Annotated in this window: 14 protein-coding genes; 2 read left to right on the top strand and 12 right to left on the bottom strand. The window is 69.2% G+C overall.

From position 1 onward, the window contains the following. Nucleotides 1-19 precede the first annotated feature (19 nt). The 3 genes from RHCRD62_RS14180 to RHCRD62_RS14170 all read right to left on the bottom strand — a co-directional run bounded on the left by RHCRD62_RS14180 (nucleotide 20) and on the right by RHCRD62_RS14170 (nucleotide 4,177). Complete coding sequence (locus RHCRD62_RS14180) at nucleotides 20-1,849, bottom strand: hypothetical protein (protein ID WP_050065384.1); 1,830 nt, start codon at nucleotides 1,847-1,849, stop codon at nucleotides 20-22. Nucleotides 1,850-1,853: 4 nt separating this feature from the next. Continuing rightward, nucleotides 1,854-2,540 carry an alpha/beta fold hydrolase gene (locus RHCRD62_RS14175; protein ID WP_050065383.1) on the bottom strand — a complete coding sequence of 229 codons (687 nt, stop codon included), beginning with the start codon at nucleotides 2,538-2,540 and terminating at the stop codon, nucleotides 1,854-1,856. Between the two features lie 68 nt (nucleotides 2,541-2,608). Continuing rightward, nucleotides 2,609-4,177, bottom strand: a complete 1,569-nt coding sequence (locus RHCRD62_RS14170) for an AMP-binding protein (protein ID WP_050065382.1) — start codon at nucleotides 4,175-4,177, stop codon at nucleotides 2,609-2,611. 144 nt (nucleotides 4,178-4,321) lie between these two features. On the opposite strand from RHCRD62_RS14170, the gene RHCRD62_RS14165 reads away from it, so the two are divergent. Next, the gene (locus tag RHCRD62_RS14165; RefSeq protein ID WP_050065381.1) at nucleotides 4,322-5,080 is read left to right on the top strand and encodes an FAD-binding oxidoreductase; all 759 of its coding nucleotides are present in this window, start codon (nucleotides 4,322-4,324) and stop codon (nucleotides 5,078-5,080) included. A gap of 21 nt (nucleotides 5,081-5,101) precedes the next feature. Here the strand turns inward: RHCRD62_RS14165 and RHCRD62_RS14160 are convergent, their stop codons facing one another. The 6 genes from RHCRD62_RS14160 to RHCRD62_RS14135 all read right to left on the bottom strand — a co-directional run bounded on the left by RHCRD62_RS14160 (nucleotide 5,102) and on the right by RHCRD62_RS14135 (nucleotide 11,957). Beyond that, entirely contained in the window at nucleotides 5,102-6,265 is a 1,164-nt protein-coding gene (locus RHCRD62_RS14160; RefSeq protein WP_050065380.1) for a globin domain-containing protein, read from the bottom strand. 177 nt (nucleotides 6,266-6,442) lie between these two features. Then, nucleotides 6,443-6,841, bottom strand: coding sequence for a heat shock protein transcriptional repressor HspR (locus RHCRD62_RS14155; RefSeq protein WP_050065379.1), 399 nt, complete (start codon nucleotides 6,839-6,841; stop codon nucleotides 6,443-6,445). A gap of 44 nt (nucleotides 6,842-6,885) precedes the next feature. Continuing rightward, a complete protein-coding gene (gene dnaJ, locus RHCRD62_RS14150; RefSeq protein ID WP_050065378.1) occupies nucleotides 6,886-8,073 on the bottom strand; it encodes a molecular chaperone DnaJ in 1,188 nt (395 codons plus the stop codon). Nucleotides 8,074-8,107: 34 nt separating this feature from the next. Further along, a complete protein-coding gene (grpE, locus tag RHCRD62_RS14145) occupies nucleotides 8,108-8,671 on the bottom strand; it encodes a nucleotide exchange factor GrpE (RefSeq protein WP_050065377.1) in 564 nt (187 codons plus the stop codon). Further along, complete coding sequence (gene dnaK, locus RHCRD62_RS14140; RefSeq protein WP_050065376.1) at nucleotides 8,668-10,506, bottom strand: molecular chaperone DnaK; 1,839 nt, start codon at nucleotides 10,504-10,506, stop codon at nucleotides 8,668-8,670. Before dnaK ends, grpE begins: the two co-directional genes overlap by 4 nt. 248 nt (nucleotides 10,507-10,754) lie before the next feature. Further along, nucleotides 10,755-11,957, bottom strand: coding sequence for a cytochrome P450 (locus RHCRD62_RS14135; RefSeq protein ID WP_050065375.1), 1,203 nt, complete (start codon nucleotides 11,955-11,957; stop codon nucleotides 10,755-10,757). A gap of 222 nt (nucleotides 11,958-12,179) precedes the next feature. Here RHCRD62_RS14135 and RHCRD62_RS14130 point away from each other — a divergent pair, with 222 nt between their 5' ends. Next, nucleotides 12,180-12,728, top strand: coding sequence for a TetR/AcrR family transcriptional regulator (locus RHCRD62_RS14130; RefSeq protein ID WP_050065374.1), 549 nt, complete (start codon nucleotides 12,180-12,182; stop codon nucleotides 12,726-12,728). A gap of 74 nt (nucleotides 12,729-12,802) precedes the next feature. On the opposite strand, the gene RHCRD62_RS14125 is transcribed toward RHCRD62_RS14130, so the two are convergent. The 3 genes from RHCRD62_RS14125 to RHCRD62_RS14115 form a co-directional block, all read right to left on the bottom strand. Next, nucleotides 12,803-13,453 carry a hypothetical protein gene (locus tag RHCRD62_RS14125; RefSeq protein WP_050065373.1) on the bottom strand — a complete coding sequence of 217 codons (651 nt, stop codon included), beginning with the start codon at nucleotides 13,451-13,453 and terminating at the stop codon, nucleotides 12,803-12,805. Nucleotides 13,454-13,564: 111 nt separating this feature from the next. Continuing rightward, nucleotides 13,565-15,031, bottom strand: a complete 1,467-nt coding sequence (locus tag RHCRD62_RS14120) for a dynamin family protein (RefSeq protein ID WP_050065372.1) — start codon at nucleotides 15,029-15,031, stop codon at nucleotides 13,565-13,567. Then, the gene (locus RHCRD62_RS14115) at nucleotides 15,028-16,830 is read right to left on the bottom strand and encodes a dynamin family protein (RefSeq protein ID WP_157050958.1); all 1,803 of its coding nucleotides are present in this window, start codon (nucleotides 16,828-16,830) and stop codon (nucleotides 15,028-15,030) included. The genes RHCRD62_RS14120 and RHCRD62_RS14115 overlap by 4 nt, the downstream gene beginning before the upstream one ends. Nucleotides 16,831-16,905 lie beyond the last annotated feature (75 nt).

Below are 16,905 nucleotides of genomic sequence, written 5' to 3'. Positions count from 1 at the left end.
GCCCTTCCCGTCACCGCGGTCATTCGATCGCGTCGGTGCCCGGCAGCACGACGCCGACCGGGCCCGCTCCCAGACACAGCTGGAGCCCCGGCGTCACGGGCCGAACCGACAGGTGGTCGCCGGTCCCGTAGATCCGCACGAACGCCTGGTTCAGGCCCTTGTGCACGGGCACCGCGACCGCCTCGCCGGCACCGAGACCGACGTCGACCACCCCGTCCACCGTGGCGTGGTAGTTCAGTTGAGCGGTCCACTGCCAGACCATCAGCGGACCGGTGAGAGGCACCTCCCCACCGGCCGGACCGATCCGGATTCCGCATCGCGGCTCCGACCCCTGCACGGTCCACCGCGCCGGCTCGACGGTCGCGTGCACCAGACGTCCGGACTCGTCGAGGACGCGCAGTTCCGATGTCGCGTCGACGAATTCGGGCCGGTCCTTCAGCGGCGCGAAGACGTTCGAGGCGTTGTTCCAGGGCGCCGCGACCGGCAGCAGCGTCATCAGCGATACCGGTTGGTCGAGCAGCGGAACATCCCTGTGTTCGGCCAGCGACCGGGTCGCGGTGGCGAGGTAGTCGGCGCCCGGGTTGTCCTGCCAACTGCGCGCGAAGGTCACCGTCGACCAGACGCTCGACGCCACCAGCCCGGCAACGAGGGCGGTCACGACGACGGGGTTCGTGATCGTGCGCCGGAACGCGCCGGTGTCGTCGGGCCGCGGGGCCCGCGCCACCGATCGTCGTGGCGCCCGGAACAGGATCGCGAGGCCGAGAACGAGAATCACGGCGCTGTCGCTGGTGTAGCGCAGCGTCTGCGCGAGCTCGTGGGTGGTATCCGCTCCGGAACGCCCGAGCATCATCGCCACTTCGGACGCCGCCACGTACGCGACGATGCCCGCCCACACCCAGCCGGTGCGCTTCGTCCCCCGGACGGTGACGACGAAGGCCGCTGCGAGCACCACCCATGCCGCCAGTACGAGTCCGGTCGGCGGTGCCGCCCACGGCGGTCCTGGGGGCCAGCGTTCCCATTGCCACGGGCCGCCGAGCAGCGTCGGCACGATGCCGAGGGACGTCCCGTGACGGATGAACGCGATCACATCGGACGCCGGGGGGACGTGGATGCCGGTGCCGGCGACGACGAGGTAGACGGGGGCCCAGACCGCGACGACGGCACCGGTACCGAGCCACAGGCGCCTGCCCGAACGCCACGCCGACCGCATCGGGGTGGCGTCGCCGTCGACCCGCATCGTCAACGCGACGACGGCGAACGCGACGAACGGCACGAGCACCGATTTCTCGAAGAACGCCAATGCCAGCGCGGTGACGAGGGTTCCAGTCAGGGCGTACCGACGCCGCCCGGTCCGTGCGAGCAGCAGCGCGTCACCGGCCACCCAGGCCAGCGCCGCCTGCAGCGGAAGCGAATTCAGCCCCGCCGCCCACCACGCGAACGACGGCACCGTCAGCGGCGCGAACAGGTACAGCGCCAGCACCGCGAGGAGTGCGGGGCGTGGACCGATCAGCAGCCACAGCACACGCAGCACCGCCAGCGCGGCCAGCAACTGCAGTCCGATCAGGGTGACGGCCGCGGCCCACCACTGCAGCGGGGCAAGCGCCGTCGTGATGCCCGCGGTCAGGAACGCGGCGGGCATGAGGTGGCCGTCGTGGTTGTAGAACAGGAACTCGGGAGAGAGCAGCGGGAGCGCGGCGGACCGTCCGGTGAGGATCAGGTCGTCCCAGTACAGGTTTCCGCCGAGGGCGAGGGCACCGCGAACGGCCGTCTGCGCGGCCACCAGCACGAGCGCGGCGACGAGCAGGGTGCGGGGCGTCCACCGTCTGGAGTTGTCCGCCTCGACCGCCACCCGATCACCCGGCCACGCGGAAACGTTCGAGACGTTCCACGAGTTCGTCCGGGCGGGCCAGCGCGGGCAGGTGTCCGCTGTCGATCTCGTCCGGCTCGACCCCGAGACGATCGCGCACCACGCGGCGCATGAAGTCGGCGGGAAACAGACGATCGCGCGTGCACAGCAGGAACCGGGTCGGCACGTCCGGCCACGGCGGCATCGGCAGCGCCTGCTCGAACGGCGTGTCCGATTGCGGGCGAGCACCACTGAGCGCAACGGAGAGCACGTCCGCCGGAACGTCGTGCAGGAAGGTGACCATCGGGTCGAAATCGGCGTCCGGGTCGCGACCGTCCTGGACGGCGAGGGCGCGGCTTGCCGCCTCCTGCCCGGTGTTCGACCACCAGTCTCCGGGCGACTCGCCCTCCTCGGGCACCATCGCCGCGACCAGGACGACGAGCCGCACATCGATGCGCGGACAGAGCAGCGGGACGAGGAATCCGCCCATCGACTGCGCCACCAGGACCAGATCGCGGCGGTCGCCGACCGCACCGGCCACGACGTCGGCGTAGTCGACCAGGCCGGCGGCATCGTCGTCGCTGGGCAGGTCCGGTGCGATCACGTCGTGCCCGCGCTCGCGCAGGAGCGGGGTCACGAACTGCCAGTACGCCGACTCCCCGCCGGCGCCGGGAACGAGGACGTAGGTCGCCATGTGGCGAGGCTACGCCTGTGCGCCTTCGTGGTAGTCCCGCGATCACAAAGGCGCACAGGCGACGACACCTACACGGATCGAGCGGAACCTTCCCAGTAGCGGGCGCGCAGGGCCTTCTTGTCGAGCTTGCCGATCGGGGTCAGCGGCAGGGTGTCGACGAAGTCGACGGTCTTCGGGGCGTGCACCGCACCCTTGGCGTCCTTGACCATCGCGGACAGGTCCTCGCCTGCGACGGTCTGCCCCTCGCGCAGCACGACGCACGCCTTGACTGCCTCGCCCCACTTCTCGTCGGGCACACCGACGACCGCGACCGACGCGACCGCGGGGTGCGCGGAGATGACGTCCTCGATCTCACGCGGGAACACGTTGAACCCGCCGGTGACGATCATGTCCTTCTTGCGGTCGACGATGAACAGGAAGCCGTCCTTGTCGGCGCGCGCGATGTCGCCGGTGTGCAACCAACCTCCGCGCAGCGCCTCCTCGGTCTCCGCCGGCTTGTTCCAGTACTCCTTCATCACCAGCGGTCCGCGGACGCAGATCTCGCCGAGCTCGCCCTGCGCGACCTCGTTGAGGTCGTCGTCGAGCAGCTTGACGTTGAGCCAGGGCACCGGACGGCCACACGACGCGAGCCTCTCCAGATCGTCCGCGAGGTGCTCTTCCTTGCGCAGCACGGAGATCGTCATGCCGCACTCGGACTGCCCGAAGTACTGGAAGAAGATCGGGCCGAGCTTCTCGATGCCCTCACGCAGCCGCGCCGGGGACATCGCGGACGCGCCGTAGTACAGGGTCTGCAGGCTGGAGACGTCGCGGGTCTTCAGGTCCGGGTGGTCGAGCAGCATGTAGATCATGGTCGGCACCAGCATGGTGGCGGTGATCTTGTGCTTCTCGATGGCTTCGAGCACCGCGCCGGGCTCGAACGCGGGCAGCACGACGAGGGAGCCACCGCGCATCAGCGTCGGAACGAAGAACGCCATACCCGCGTGCGAGAGCGGGGTGCAGGCGAGGAATCGCATCTCGTCGGGCCACTGCCATTCCGCCATCTGGATCTGCGGCAGCGTGACGCCGGACGCGAAGGTGTTGACGACGCCCTTCGGCTTGCCGGTGGTGCCGCCGGTGTAGACCATGCTGGACGCGTCGTCACCGTCGACGTCGGCGGCGACGAGCCGCGCGGGCTCGAATTCCGCTGCGAGCGCGAGAATATCGACGCCCACCTCGGACGGGCCGAGGGAGAAGAAGTTCTTCAGCGTCGGGACGGTGTCCTTGAGCTGGGCGGCGCGCTCCTCGAACGCGGTCGGATCGAAGATCAGCGTCTCGATCTCGGCGTCTCCGAGGATGTAGGAGTGGTCGTCGACCGAGCCCATCGGGGCGAGGGCGGTGTTGCGGCAGCCGAGGATCATCTGCGATCCGACGCTGATGAGCACCTCGGGCCGGTTCTTCGACAGCATCGCCACCGTCGAACCCTTGCCGATGCCCTGCGAGGCGAGCGCCTGCACGAAGCTGCTGATCTGGTCGCGCATCTGGCCGCCGGTCAGGACGACGTCGCCGAGGTACAGCGCCGGGCGGTCTGCGTTGCGCTCGAGCGCCGTGATCAGCAGGTCGGCCAGGAATTGCGGCCGGTGCAGGGCGTCGGTGGTCATGAATACTCCGCTCTCGTGGGCGCCGGGTGCGCGTGGGTTGCCTCACACACTAGATCGAAAACTGACACATGTTCTAGTGGTTGCGCAAAGCCCGGCGATGCAGTTCCGGACGTCCGCGCATCGACACGCCCGCGGGCGCATACCATGCACGGCGTGAGTGAGCAGGAGTTGGAACTGTCGACGGTGACGGTCGTGCAGCATCACCGGCTGCGTGAGGACCTCGCCGTCATCCGCCTCGAAGGCGAGTTCGTCCCGTTCGCAGCGGGGCAGTCCGTTGGCGTCATCGTGCCGCAGAACCCGAACGTCGGCAGGCGCTACTCCCCGGCACTGCCGCCGTCACTCGACGGCAAGCTCGAATTCCACGTCCGCGCCGTGCCCGCCGGCTGGCTCAGCCGGGCCATCGTCACCGACACCGTCGTCGGTGACGAGTGGCAGGTCGCCGCGCCCAGCGGACGTCTCGTCGTCGACCGCGATGCCCGAGAGGTGATCATGGTCGCAGGCGGCACCGGCCTGGCGCCGCTGCGCGCGATCATCCTCGACCTGACCCGCCGTCCGAACCCGCCGCAGGTGTTTCTGTTCATCGGCGGACGGAATCCACGCGACCTCTACGCCTCGGACATGCTGTGGCTGCTCGACGAGCAGCTGGACTGGCTGACGGTGATTCCCGTCGTGGAGGAGGTCACCGACCCGGTCTGGCCCGACCAGTGGTACGACCGCGTGCGCGGGGCCGTCGGATACGGCGCCGACCATTACATTCAGGGCACGCTCGCCGAGGTCGTCAGCTCGTACGGCGCGTACATCGACCACCAGGTGCTCGTCGTCGGATCACCCGCGATGGTCCGCTCCACCGTCCGCGCCCTGGTCGACAGCGGCACCCCAGCAGGGGCGATTCAGGTGGGCTAGGAACCGGGCCGGGACCCTCGGTCAGAACAGCGGATCGTGCCGGATGTTCGCCATCGGGGTTCCCTTGGCCTGCAGGCGGTACTTGATGGTCTGCACGGTGGACGGCGATCCGACGATCTGGATGTCGCGGTCCTCCCACGTCCCGAACTCGGCGACCACCGCGCCGAGCTTGCCGGTGAGCCGGGCGCTCATCCCGGGAGGGGCGACGGGGGTGGGGTCGGTGTGCCACCACGGATTGACGTTCTCCTCGGACACCGGGATCACCGTCAACCACGGATTCGTCCGCGCCAACTGCCACAGCGTCTCGAGGTCGTACAGGTCGCACGGGTAGGTGCCGCCGACGAAGAGGTGCACGCGCGGGTTGTTGCCGCGCATCGCCATCTCCATGATCTGTGCGCGCAGCGGCGCGATGCCGGTGCCGGACGCGATCATCAGCATGTCGCGACCCTGGGTGCGGTCGACACCGAGACCGCCGAGCGGTGCGCTGAGCTTCCACACCTCACCGGGTGTCACCTCACGAACCATCGCCGGGCTCACCCATCCCCCCGTGACGCGACGTACGTGGAATTCGATCTGACCGGCGTCGTTCGCGGGGATCGCGGGCGACAGGTACCGCCACATGCGCGGGCGGGACGGCACCGAGACGCCGACGTACTGCCCGGCGCCGTACTGCATCGGCTGGTCGAGCTGCAATCGCACCACGGCGACGTCCTGCAGGACCTGCTTGTGTTCGACGACGGTGCCCGTCCAGGTGCCCGGTCCGTCCTTGGAGTTGATCTCGCCGAGCATGATCGCGGCGATCAGCGCGACCGCCTCACGCCAGGCCAGGTCGACTTCCTCGGTCCACAGTTCGGTGCTCGTGAAGCGTTCGAGGGTGGCGATCAGGGTGCCGCCGACAGCGATGAAGTGGTCTTCGGTGATCCCGTACCTGCGGTGGTCACGGCCGAGCTGCGCGAGGAAGGGCTGGACCTTGTCCATGTCGTCGAGGTTGTCGACGACGTAGGCGATGGCCTGGAGAAGACGGTCTGCCTGCATCTCCATGACGGCAGGGAAGATCTCGCGCATGTCCGGGTACTTCGCGAACAGGATCGAGTAGAACGACCGTGTGACGTGGACGCCGCCGTCCTCGGCCGCCGCAAGGGCCTTGAACGTCGTTCGGATGTGTGAAACAGCCGTCGAATCCACTGCAGGTTCCCCGTTCTGCACAGGCAACGGCCTGCCGCAGTCCCCGGCAGGCCGTGGTCGCCCTCGGCGGTCGCCGCGGGTTTCAGAGAGTCTAGGCGACTCGAGGGGCGGGTGTGAAGCTGTGCGACCCGTGTGATGTGTGACCCACATCGCGTTGTCGCGGGCCCCGCGGGTGGGTCAGCGCTCGTGCCGGGGTTTCCACACCACGATCGAATTACGTGGGGCGGGAGCCAGTTCGCGGCGGTAACCGGCGGCGAGTCGGGAGATCTCCGCTGCCATCTCGGTGACGCGGGCCTGCAACGCCTCGACCTGGTTCGTGAGCTCGATGATGCGTTTGATGCCCGCGAGGTTGACGCCCTCGTCCTGAGACAGACGCTGCACCTCGCGGAGCAGCGCGACGTCGCGGGGCGAGTAGCGCCTGCCGCCCCCGGTGGTGCGTTGCGGGATGACGAGACCGAGGCGGTCGTAGTTACGCAGCGTCTGCGCGTGCATCCCGGCGAGTTCGGCGGCCACCGAGATCACGAAGACCTGTGCGTCCGGATCGAGGGGTCCGTCCTTGCCCTGCTTTTCGGCCATCACTCACCTCCGCGTGGTCCCGGTGTCGTGTTCGGGGCGGGGCGTCATGCGCCCGCCCACCCTGCACGCGGATCGAATCCGCTGGCCTTCTCCGCCTCCAGATAGGTGGTCAGCGCCTCGGTGGCGGTGTCGTCGAGGTGCGTGGGCACCGCGACCTTGACGGTGACGAGCAGATCGCCCGCGCCACCCGATCGCTTGGGAACGCCGCGGCCACGGACTCGCAGAATGCGGCCGTCGGCGGTGCCCGCGGGCACCTTGACGCCGACCCGACCTTCGAGCGTCGGGACGGAGATGGTGGTGCCGAGGACGAGTTCGCCGTAGCTGACGGGCACGATCACGGTGAGGTCGTCGCCGTTGCGGCCGAACACCTTGTCCGCGGTGACGTGCACGACGACGTACAGGTCGCCCGACGGTGCCCCGCGCAGTCCGGCTTCGCCCTGTCCGGCGAGGCGGATCTTCTGCCCGTCGGCGACACCGGACGGGATGCGAACGGTGATAGTGCGGGTGCGGTTCTGGACGCCGGTGCCATGACAGTCGGTGCAGGGGTCGTCGATGATCGATCCGGTGCCGCGGCAGTCGTCGCACGGTTCACTGAACCCGAACGCGCCCTGGTTGCGGCTGACGATGCCGGATCCGTTGCAGTGCGGGCACACCCGCGGGCTGGTGCCGGGCTTGGCACCGCTTCCGTGGCAGGTGGTGCAGGCGGCCGGGCTGGTCAGCCGCAGCGGCACCGTGGTGCCCGCCGCGGCGTCGCGGAACGGAAGGGTGATCTCGGCTTCGACGTCGGCGCCTCGCTTCGGGCGTGACGCGGTCGCGGTGCGGCCGCCCCGCCCCCCGCCGAACAGACCGCCGAAGATGTCGCCGAGTCCGCTGTCGTTGGTGGCGCCACCGCCGAACAGGTCGCCGATGTTGAACTCGGCACCGCCGAACCCGCCCCCGCTGGTCGTGGAGTACCCGCCGCTCGGGGCGTAGCCACCACGTCCGAATCCGCCGGACGCGAACATCTTCCGCGTCTCGTCGTATTCCTTCTTCTTGGCGGGATCGGTCAGCACCGACTTCGCCTCGGTGACGGCCTTGTAGCGTTCGGCGGCTGCCTCGTCACCTGGGTTGGCATCGGGATGCAGTTCCCGCGACAGCTTCTTGAACGCCGCCTTGATGTCCTTGTCCGAGGCGTCGGGGGAGACGCCCAGATCCTTGTAGAAGTCCTTCTCGATCCACTCCCGCTGGCTCACCGGGCGTCTCCTCCTCTCGCTGTTTTCTGTGTACTTACTCGGCGGGCTCGTCTGCGGCAGGCTCGCCGTCGGTGACGGTCACCATCGCGTGCCGAAGCACGCGGTCGCCGAGCTTGTAGCCCTTGCGCAGCACCGTCCCGAGCACCGGGTTGTGGCCGTCGCCCTCCATCTGCACGGCTTCGTGCAAATCCGGGGCGAAGGCGTCGCCCTCCTCACCGAACCCGACCAGCCCGATACCTTCGAGCACTCCGATCAGCTTGTCCGACAGCGCCTTCAGCGGACCGCTCTCGAGGTCGCCGTGGGCGCGTGCCCGGTCGAGGTCGTCTGCCACGTCGAGGAACTTGGTGACGATGGAGGCGGTGGTGTTCTCGACCGCTTCGGCCTGCCGGATCTTGAACTTGCGCAGATCGTTCGCGTGGTCGGCCTTCGCGTAGCCCAGATCCTTGACGGCCTGGTCTCGTTCCACGATGGCCTTGGCGAGTTCGTCCACCTCGATCTCGGCCGCGGGCCCGGCCGCCGCATCAGCGGCGGCCGGGGTGGTGTCGGCGTCAGCGGCGGGCGCGTCGGCCGGTTCGCGGTCGGGGTTCTCGGCGCTCACTTCTTGTCCTGATCGGTGGGCTCGTCCACGACCTCGGCGTCGACGACATCGCCGTCCTGCGCCTGGCCCGGAGCGTCACCGGCGGACTCGGCAGCCTGCGCGGCGTAGATCGCCTCACCCAGCGACTGGGATTCGGTGGCGAGCTTCTCGACCGCGGACTTGACGGCGGCGATGTCGCTACCGGCGAGTGCGGTGTTGGCCTCGGCGATCGCAGCCTCGACCTTCTCCTTGACGTCGGCCGGGACCTTGTCCTCGTTCTCCTTGATGAACTTCTCGGTCTGGTGCACCAGCGACTCGGCCTGGTTGCGGACCTCGGCCTCCTCGCGGCGGGCCTTGTCCTCCTCGGCGTGCGCCTCGGCGTCCTTGACCATCCGGTCGATCTCTTCCTTGGACAGGCCGGAGCCGTCCTGGATCTTGATCGTGTTCTCCTTGCCGGTGCCCTTGTCCTTCGCGGTCACGTGCACGATGCCGTTGGCGTCGATGTCGAAGGTGACCTCGATCTGCGGCACGCCGCGCGGGGCCGGCGGGATGCCCGCGAGCTCGAAGGAGCCCAGGAGCTTGTTGTGCGAGGCGATCTCGCGCTCACCCTGGAAGACCTGGATCTGCACGGACGGCTGGTTGTCGTCGGCCGTGGTGAAGGTCTCGGACCGCTTGGTCGGGATGGTGGTGTTGCGCTCGATGAGCTTGGTCATCACGCCACCCTTGGTCTCGATGCCCAGGGACAGCGGGGTGACGTCGAGGAGCAGCACGTCCTTGACCTCGCCCTTGAGGACGCCGGCCTGCAGGGCGGCGCCGACGGCGACGACCTCGTCCGGGTTCACGCCCTTGTTGGGCTCACGGCCACCGGTCAGCTCGCGCACCAGGTCGGAGACGGCGGGCATACGGGTGGAGCCACCGACGAGCACGACGCTGTCGATCTCGCCGACGGAGATGCCTGCGTCCTTGATGACCGACTGGAACGGCGCGCGGGTGCGGTCCAGCAGATCGGAGGTGATCTTCTGGAACTCGGCGCGGGTGAGCTGCTCGTCGAGGAACAGCGGGTTCTTGTCCGCGTCGACGGTGATGTAGGGCAGGTTGATCGACGTCGACTGCGAGGACGACAGCTCGATCTTCGCCTTCTCCGCGGCCTCGCGCAGACGCTGCAGGGCCATCTTGTCCTTGGTCAGGTCGATGCCCGAGGACGCCTTGAACTTGTCGACGAGCCAGTTGACGATGCGCTCGTCCCAGTCGTCGCCACCGAGGTGGTTGTCACCGGAGGTCGCGCGGACCTCGACGACGCCGTCGCCGATCTCGAGCAGGGACACGTCGAAGGTGCCGCCACCGAGGTCGAAGACCAGGATGGTCTGTTCCTTCTCGCCCTTGTCGAGGCCGTACGCCAGCGCGGCCGCGGTGGGCTCGTTGACGATGCGCAGGACGTTGAGGCCGGCGATCTGGCCGGCTTCCTTGGTGGCCTGGCGCTGCGCGTCCTCGAAGTAGGCGGGGACGGTGATAACCGCGTCGGTGATCTCCTCACCGAGGTAGGCCTCGGCGTCGCGCTTGAGCTTCATCAGCGTGCGAGCGCTGATCTCCTGCGAGGTGTACTTCTTGCCGTCGATGTCCACGGTCCAGTCGGTGCCGATGTGGCGCTTGACGGAGCGGATGGTGCGGTCGACGTTGGTGACCGCCTGGTTCTTCGCGGGCTGGCCGACCAGCACCTCGCCGTTCTTGGCGAAGGCGACGACCGACGGGGTGGTGCGCGCGCCCTCGGAGTTGGCCACCACTACCGGCTCGCCGCCCTCCAGGACGGCAACGACCGAGTTGGTGGTCCCGAGGTCGATTCCGACCGCACGAGCCATGGTGTTTCCTCCTACGTGTTGCGCCCGGCCGAACCGGTTGTGGTCTGTTCGGCCCGGGTCTTCGTCAGCTTCCTCACCCTAAGTGAGTGGCACGCGCTCAAGTTTGCACTCGACTCCACTCGGAGTCAAACCAAACTTGAGTCGACCACACTCAAGGCTGTCGATGTTCTCAACGGGACCGTCCCGGGATTTGTTCCCCGATCGCCGCAGCCGAATCGATGTGATGTCCGTCACGACGACTCCGCCGATCACACCGCCAGGATCAGCGTGGAGTGCCTGCGCACGAACAGGCTCGCCGCCCACTCGGCGTCCACCGGCTCGATGCGATCACTGCGATCCAGCAGCAGACGCACGGCGACCTGCGCCTCCATCCGGGCCAGTGCCGCGCCGACACAGAAGTGCGCCCCCTTACCGAACGCAAGGTGCGACTTGAGGTTCGGACGGTGCAGTCGGAACTCGTCCGGCGCGTCGAACACCGCGGGGTCCCGGTTCGCCGACCCCCACAGCAGCGTCAGGTGACTGCCCTCGGGGAGCGCGACGCCGCCGAGCGTCGTGTCCCGGGTGACGTGGCGGTGGTGACCGCGGAACGGCGACTCGAAGCGCAACGCCTCGTCGAGGAACGGCGCGATCAGCGTCGCGTCCGCGCGCAGCATCGCCTGCAGCTCCGGCCGATCCGCCAGCAGCCGGGCCGCCGACCCGATCAGCCCGGCGGTCGACTCGCCTCCGGCACCGACGAGCTGCACGAGGATGAGGACGGCCTCGTCCGCGGTCACTGCCCCTGAGGCGCAGGCACGTGCCAGGTCGCCGAGCAGGTCGTCGCGCGGATCGCCCTGAGCCCGCTGGAACGCCGAGTACAGGTGGCCGGCGAGCCGGGCCGCCGACGTCGTCAGCGCGGGCAACTCCGTCTCGGTGACCACACCACCGAGCATCTCCGTGCTGTCGTAGGACCAGGACAGCAGTTGCGGCACGTCGTCGTCCGGCAATCCGATCAGCCGCGCCACCATCGTGAGCGGAAGCCGGTCGGCGACGGCGGACACCCAGTCGATGCGGCGGCCGTCCAGGCCCTCGTTCCACAGTGTCTCCGCGAGCGCACCGACGTGGGGTTCGAGTGCGCGAATCCGCTTGGCCACCAATGCCGGAAGTACCAGCCTCCGGTGCGCGGCGTGGTCGGGATCGTCGGCGGTCGCGAGCACCTGGATCGCGTGGCCACCACCGGTCATGTCGAAGGTCGACGGGCCCGTCGGACCGTGCACGAGGGTCCCGGTCAGGTGGGACGAGAAATCGTCGGTGCGGGCGCAGGCCTGCGCGACCAGCTCCGCCGTGGCCACCAGATGCACGTCCGTTCCGGGCACCCGGTACACCGGCGCCTGCTCGCGCAGCCATCCGTACAGCGGGTACGGGTCGCGCTGCACCTCCGGATCGAACAGGTCCTGCACCGGTGCCTTCGTCATCATCGAGTCCTTCCGTCGCGCCGTGTCCGGGTCACCGTCGCAAGATCGGATCGGGAGCGTCAAGGGGTCGCGGGAAAGTGAGAACCCCCAGTCCAGGAAGGATTCTCCGCCGTCTCACGACGTTCCGGAGCGCCGCAGGTCGGCCCCCAACCAGAGGTAGACGATGATGGCCGTTCTGTCTCACACTGAGACAAGTTCATCCACCGAGTTTCAGGAGATTCGATGACCGATCGCAGCGACTGGCTCACCGGAACACCGCGCCACGACGCCGCGACCGACCGCATCCTCACCGCGGCGGCGGCGCTCATGGCCGAGCACGGATTCGACGCCGTCACGGTCGACGCCGTCGTGGCGCGTGCGGGCTGCTCACGCGCGACCCTGTACCGACACCTCGGTGGCAGGCAGGCGATTCTCGACGGGGTCATCGCCCGGGCCGCCGCCGACGTCGCCCGCCGGGTGGCCGCGGCCGTCGAGGGCGTCGACGGCGCGGACCGGGTGGTCGAGGCGATCCTCACGTCCGTCCGGGCGATTCGCGCGGACCCGGCCCTGAACGCGTGGTTCGCCGGCCCCCGCACCCGCAGCGTCGACGACTACCTCGCGACGTCGACACACCTCGGCGCACTGTCCGCGACGCTCACCGGACTCGGCCCGGCCGACGAGAGGGCGCAGTGGACGGTGCGGGTCGTCCTCGCCCTGCTGACGTGGCCGCTGGACGACGCGGACGCCGAGCGGCACCTGGTTCGCCGGTTCGTCGCACCGGCATTCGCGTGACAGCGCACTCGGACCACGGCCCGCGAGTCGGGTCGTGGTCCGAGGTGATGTGTCGACGCGGCCGGTCGCTGTGATCAGCCGAGCTGCGGCAGCCCGGCCGGGAGCGGCGGAAGTCCGGCCGGAAGCTGTGGCACGTCGATCGGGATTCCCGCGTTGACGGCTCCGGCACCGATCGCCGCGCCCGCACCCGCTGCGGGGATGCCGAGCGCCGCCGCTCCGAGCGCTGCGCCGACACCGGCGCCGAGGACGCCGCCGATCGCCATCGCGGGACCGGCCGTGACCGCCTGTGCCGCAAGGCCTGCCACGAACACCGGCACGTTGATGGTGCAGCCCGTGGTCGCGCATCCGATCATGGAGCCGGTGAAGATTCCGGCTGCGGTCGCGCCGATTCCGACCAGGAATCCGGCGCCTGCGCCGACGACCGCACCGGCCGCGGCGCCGCCGACTCCGCCGATGAACGCGGCGGGCACCCCGCCTGCGACCGCTCCGACCACCGCGGCATCCTCGACCGTCGCCGAGATCGGCGCGGCCGGAAGGGCGATGTCCGCGAGCGCGGGCACCGAATCCCCCTGCGCCGAGCCAGATCCGAGCAACGCGAACATCTGATCGGGCAGAGCGACGGGCGCGGGTTCTGCGACGACCGGCGCCGCAGACGCGACTCCGGTCCCGGCGGCTGCGACAGCAACCGGAAGTGCGGCGGCGACGGCGATCCGACCTGCGCGCACGACAAATCGACGATGAATCATGTATCCCCCCAAAGAAAGCTCCGCGAGTGCACGGAGGCACAACGAACCTAGGAGACCGGCCGGTACGAACTCAAGCGGATGTGGGTCGCGTCACTGAGCGGCGAGGTTCGCGAGCACACCCTCCGCGCTGCGGGCGGCGACGGCGCAGGCCCGCGCCGTGAAGCCGTCGACGAGCGGGTGCTGTGCACGCGTGCGCCAGAAGCGCACCGCTCCGAGCGCGGTGTCCCGCTGCTGCGCGAGGCCGGCGTCGGGTGCGAGACCGAGACGCTGGGTGGCCGCGACACCGTTGCCGCCGACGAGCCTCTGCAGTAGTCGGGTGTCGTCGTCGCCGAGCGTCACCGGTGTCGATCGCAGTCGCCCGAGGAGCCGGATCTCCTGGAACCCGTGGCCGTCCGACAACGCCTGCTTGACGGCGCCCAGGACCCGTCCGGCGTCCGTTCCCGGCTCGTGGGCGAGCACTCGTTCGACGGCGAGCAACGCCGAATGCGCCTTGAGTTGATCTGCGCGCTGCCCGAACTGGACGTCGATCACCTGCTGCAGCTCGTCGAGCCCACTGCGCTCGACGAGTTCGGCGGCGAGCGTCGGCGAATCCTGCGTCCCGAGTTTGATCAGCGTCACCGCGAGTCGAATCCCGAACAGCCCGAAGCGATGTGCCAGCTGGGCACGCAGTTCGGCATCGACCGGCAGTGGAGAGTCCGGGCGCGCGAACCGGTCCGCCGAGAGCATCGCCACCTGCAGGTCGTCCGCCGGGACGTCGGCGAGGGTACGGAACGCCTCGAATTCGGCCTGACGGAGTGTGCGTGCGCCGAGTGCGAGGAGACCCGCGACGGGCACCACGGCCTGACAGAGCCCGGTGCGTTCGAGTTCGGTGGCGAACCGGTCGGCCACGTCGCGCGCGGACGACATCGCGTCGATGCGGCCCGCACCGACCTCGTCGGCCCGCGACACCACCCCGACGACCCCGAGCGGGCCGGATTCGCCGCCTACGTGTGCGCCGATCCGACCCAGGAAGTCCACGTCGGACGCGCTGAGGGTGCGCAGCAGGTAGACCACCGCGTCCGCACCCGACGTCGCGTCCTCGGGGGTGAGCATGCGCAGGGTGCGGGCGGAGACGTCGCGTGACAGCGACGACGTGCCCGGGGTGTCGATGATCGTGGTGTGCCGCAGTGCGCGGGCGGGCCATTCCACTTCGAGCCGGTCCACGTCGGCCGCGGTCAACTGTCCGAGGTCGAAGGTGAGCGCGCCGCCGATACGGTGGACCGGGACGTTGGCCGTGCGGTCGCCGTCGTAGCGGGCGGTAACGGTGGGCGTCGCGCCGCTGCGGTACCAGGTGACGACCCGGGTGCACTCCGTCGCATCTGTCGGTGCAATGTCCTGCCCAACAATGGAATTGAGGAGGGTTGACTTGCCCGCCTTGAGTGAACCCGCCAGCGCCACACGAAGCGGCTCCTCGAGCCGTCGGGCACAGTCGTCCAGCCCGGACCGCGCCCGCGCACCGACCGCCTCCCGCGCCGACCCGATCAGCGTCCGTGCCGAGTCCAACGCCGCGGCGGTCACCTCGACGCTCCGGCAGCGTCCCGCGCCGCCGCGAGAACCCGCATCCGCTCCTCGATCTCGGTGGCGCGGCGGGCGCGATCCGATGCGGCGACCTGGGCCGCATCCTGGGCTGCGCGCAGGGATTCCGCGAGCGAGCGCAACGTCTGCTCCGCGACCTCGGAGAAGTGGTCGCGCAGCATCCGCTGGATCATCCGCAGCCGATCCTTCGACTCCTTGCCCGCCTGGAAACTGACGTCGTCGACGAATCGCCGGATCGCGACCTTGGCTTCGCTGCGGCGCTTGAGAATTCGGGACTCCCGATCCTCCCGGTACGCCTTCGTTCCGAGCAGCAGTCCCGCGCTGACCGAGATCGGATTGACCAGCGCCATTCCCATCATCGTGGTGATCAGCCCGAACATCAGCACGCCACCATACGATCCGCGCATGCCGACCAGAACCTTCTGGGTGATGCCGATTCGTCCCGACTCCAGGTCGGCGAGGGACGCCACCGGATCGAGCAGTCCGTCGAGATCCGCGACGTGCAGGTGCGGCAACGCCACCGCACCCGAGTCGGAGAAGTTGCTCGCGACCACTTCCGCCAGCCACACCGACCGCTCGTGCGCCCACACGAAGTTGTCGCCGATCGACACCGCCACCTGCTGTTCGAGCCACTCCCCGAGTGCGGGCCAGTCCCGGCCGGGATCGCCCTCGTCGACGGTCTCCTCCGCTTCCCTGGTGACGCGCCGCAGGCGGTCCCGCAGGTCGTGGTCGATGTCGGCGGCGAGGTCGGCGATGCCGTCGGCAAGCGTCTGCTGCCACTTCGACGACTTCTTCTGCAGATCCTCCGCAACCGCCTTCGCCTTCTGCAGTTCGGCGACGGCGGCGGCACCCTTCGCCGGATCACGCAGTGCCGCCAGCTCGCTTCCCAGCGTCAGCGCGAGATGTTCGGCAACGGAACGAACATCGAGTGCAACGGACTGCCTGATGGTCTCCTCGGTGCGGGCGCGCACCTGCTCGCGGAGGAAGTCGTAGAGCGCCGCGAAGCCCGACTCGACGTCGAGTTCCCGATCCTGCAGTCGCAGTGCGTGTGTCCGCAGCACGGACGAGATCGGGATCAACGGCAGTTGCAGACCGGCCCGCACGAGGTGACCGCGATCGGCCTCCACGATCTCGCGCCAGTGCGGGTACAGGTCCGTCTTGCTGATCAGGCAGGCCACGGCGGGGCACAGTCCGACGACCTGCTGGAGGAACGCGACCTCGGGTTCGGTGAACTCCTGACTGGCATCGGAGAGCACGAGTACGGCGTCGGCCGACGTGACCAGACCGAGAGTGGCGGCGGCATGCGGGTTCCCGTGACCTCCGACGCCCGGCGTGTCGACGAACACCAGCCCGTCCGCCAGCAGCGGGCTCGGGACACCGATCTCGACTCGCAGCACCTCGCGACCACCGGCCGCCGGAGTCGACGGGTCGAGTCCGGCGAGGTCGGTGAGAGGAATCGGAACCCGCACCGGGTCCAGCCCCGGTTCCGCCAGAACGAGTTCCGCGGACGCGACATCCGCGTTGTGCACGACGGTCGCGATCGCGGTGGTCTCGTCGTCCCCGACCGAACAGACGCTCAGGTTCAGCAGCGAGTTCACCAACTGACTCTTGCCCTGTTTGAGGGGGCCGACCACGACGATGCGCATCCGCGGGTCGACGAGCCTCGTGCGGGCACCCTCCAGCCTGGCAACCAGATCGGTGCGCCCCGCAGCGGCGGCGACAGCAGCGACCTCGTCGACGAGACCGGTCAACTCGGCCGTTCGCGTCGCACTCGTCGGCATCGCCGAACCGGATGCGTTGTCCATGAACCCGACTCACCGTTCTTTCCGCGAGGTCCGGCCCCGCACGTGTCTCAC

The sequence above is a fragment of the Rhodococcus sp. RD6.2 genome (assembly GCF_001040705.1).
Classification (GTDB): Bacteria; Actinomycetota; Actinomycetes; order Mycobacteriales; family Mycobacteriaceae; genus Rhodococcus_G.
This window is presented reverse-complemented; position numbering and strand designations above follow the sequence as displayed.

What these genes read in the sequence shown, in the direction of transcription:
- RHCRD62_RS14175 (WP_050065383.1), bottom strand. Translation starts at nt 2,540, where the DNA reads ATGGCGACCTACGTCCTCGTTCCCGGCGCCGGCGGGGAGTCGGCGTAC.
- RHCRD62_RS14170 (WP_050065382.1), bottom strand. Translation starts at nt 4,177, where the DNA reads ATGACCACCGACGCCCTGCACCGGCCGCAATTCCTGGCCGACCTGCTG.
- RHCRD62_RS14165 (WP_050065381.1), top strand. Translation starts at nt 4,322, where the DNA reads ATGCACGGCGTGAGTGAGCAGGAGTTGGAACTGTCGACGGTGACGGTC.
- RHCRD62_RS14155 (WP_050065379.1), bottom strand. Translation starts at nt 6,841, where the DNA reads ATGGCCGAAAAGCAGGGCAAGGACGGACCCCTCGATCCGGACGCACAG.
- dnaK (WP_050065376.1), bottom strand. Translation starts at nt 10,506, where the DNA reads ATGGCTCGTGCGGTCGGAATCGACCTCGGGACCACCAACTCGGTCGTT.
- RHCRD62_RS14135 (WP_050065375.1), bottom strand. Translation starts at nt 11,957, where the DNA reads ATGACGAAGGCACCGGTGCAGGACCTGTTCGATCCGGAGGTGCAGCGC.
- RHCRD62_RS14130 (WP_050065374.1), top strand. Translation starts at nt 12,180, where the DNA reads ATGACCGATCGCAGCGACTGGCTCACCGGAACACCGCGCCACGACGCC.
- RHCRD62_RS14115 (WP_157050958.1), bottom strand. Translation starts at nt 16,830, where the DNA reads ATGCCGACGAGTGCGACGCGAACGGCCGAGTTGACCGGTCTCGTCGAC.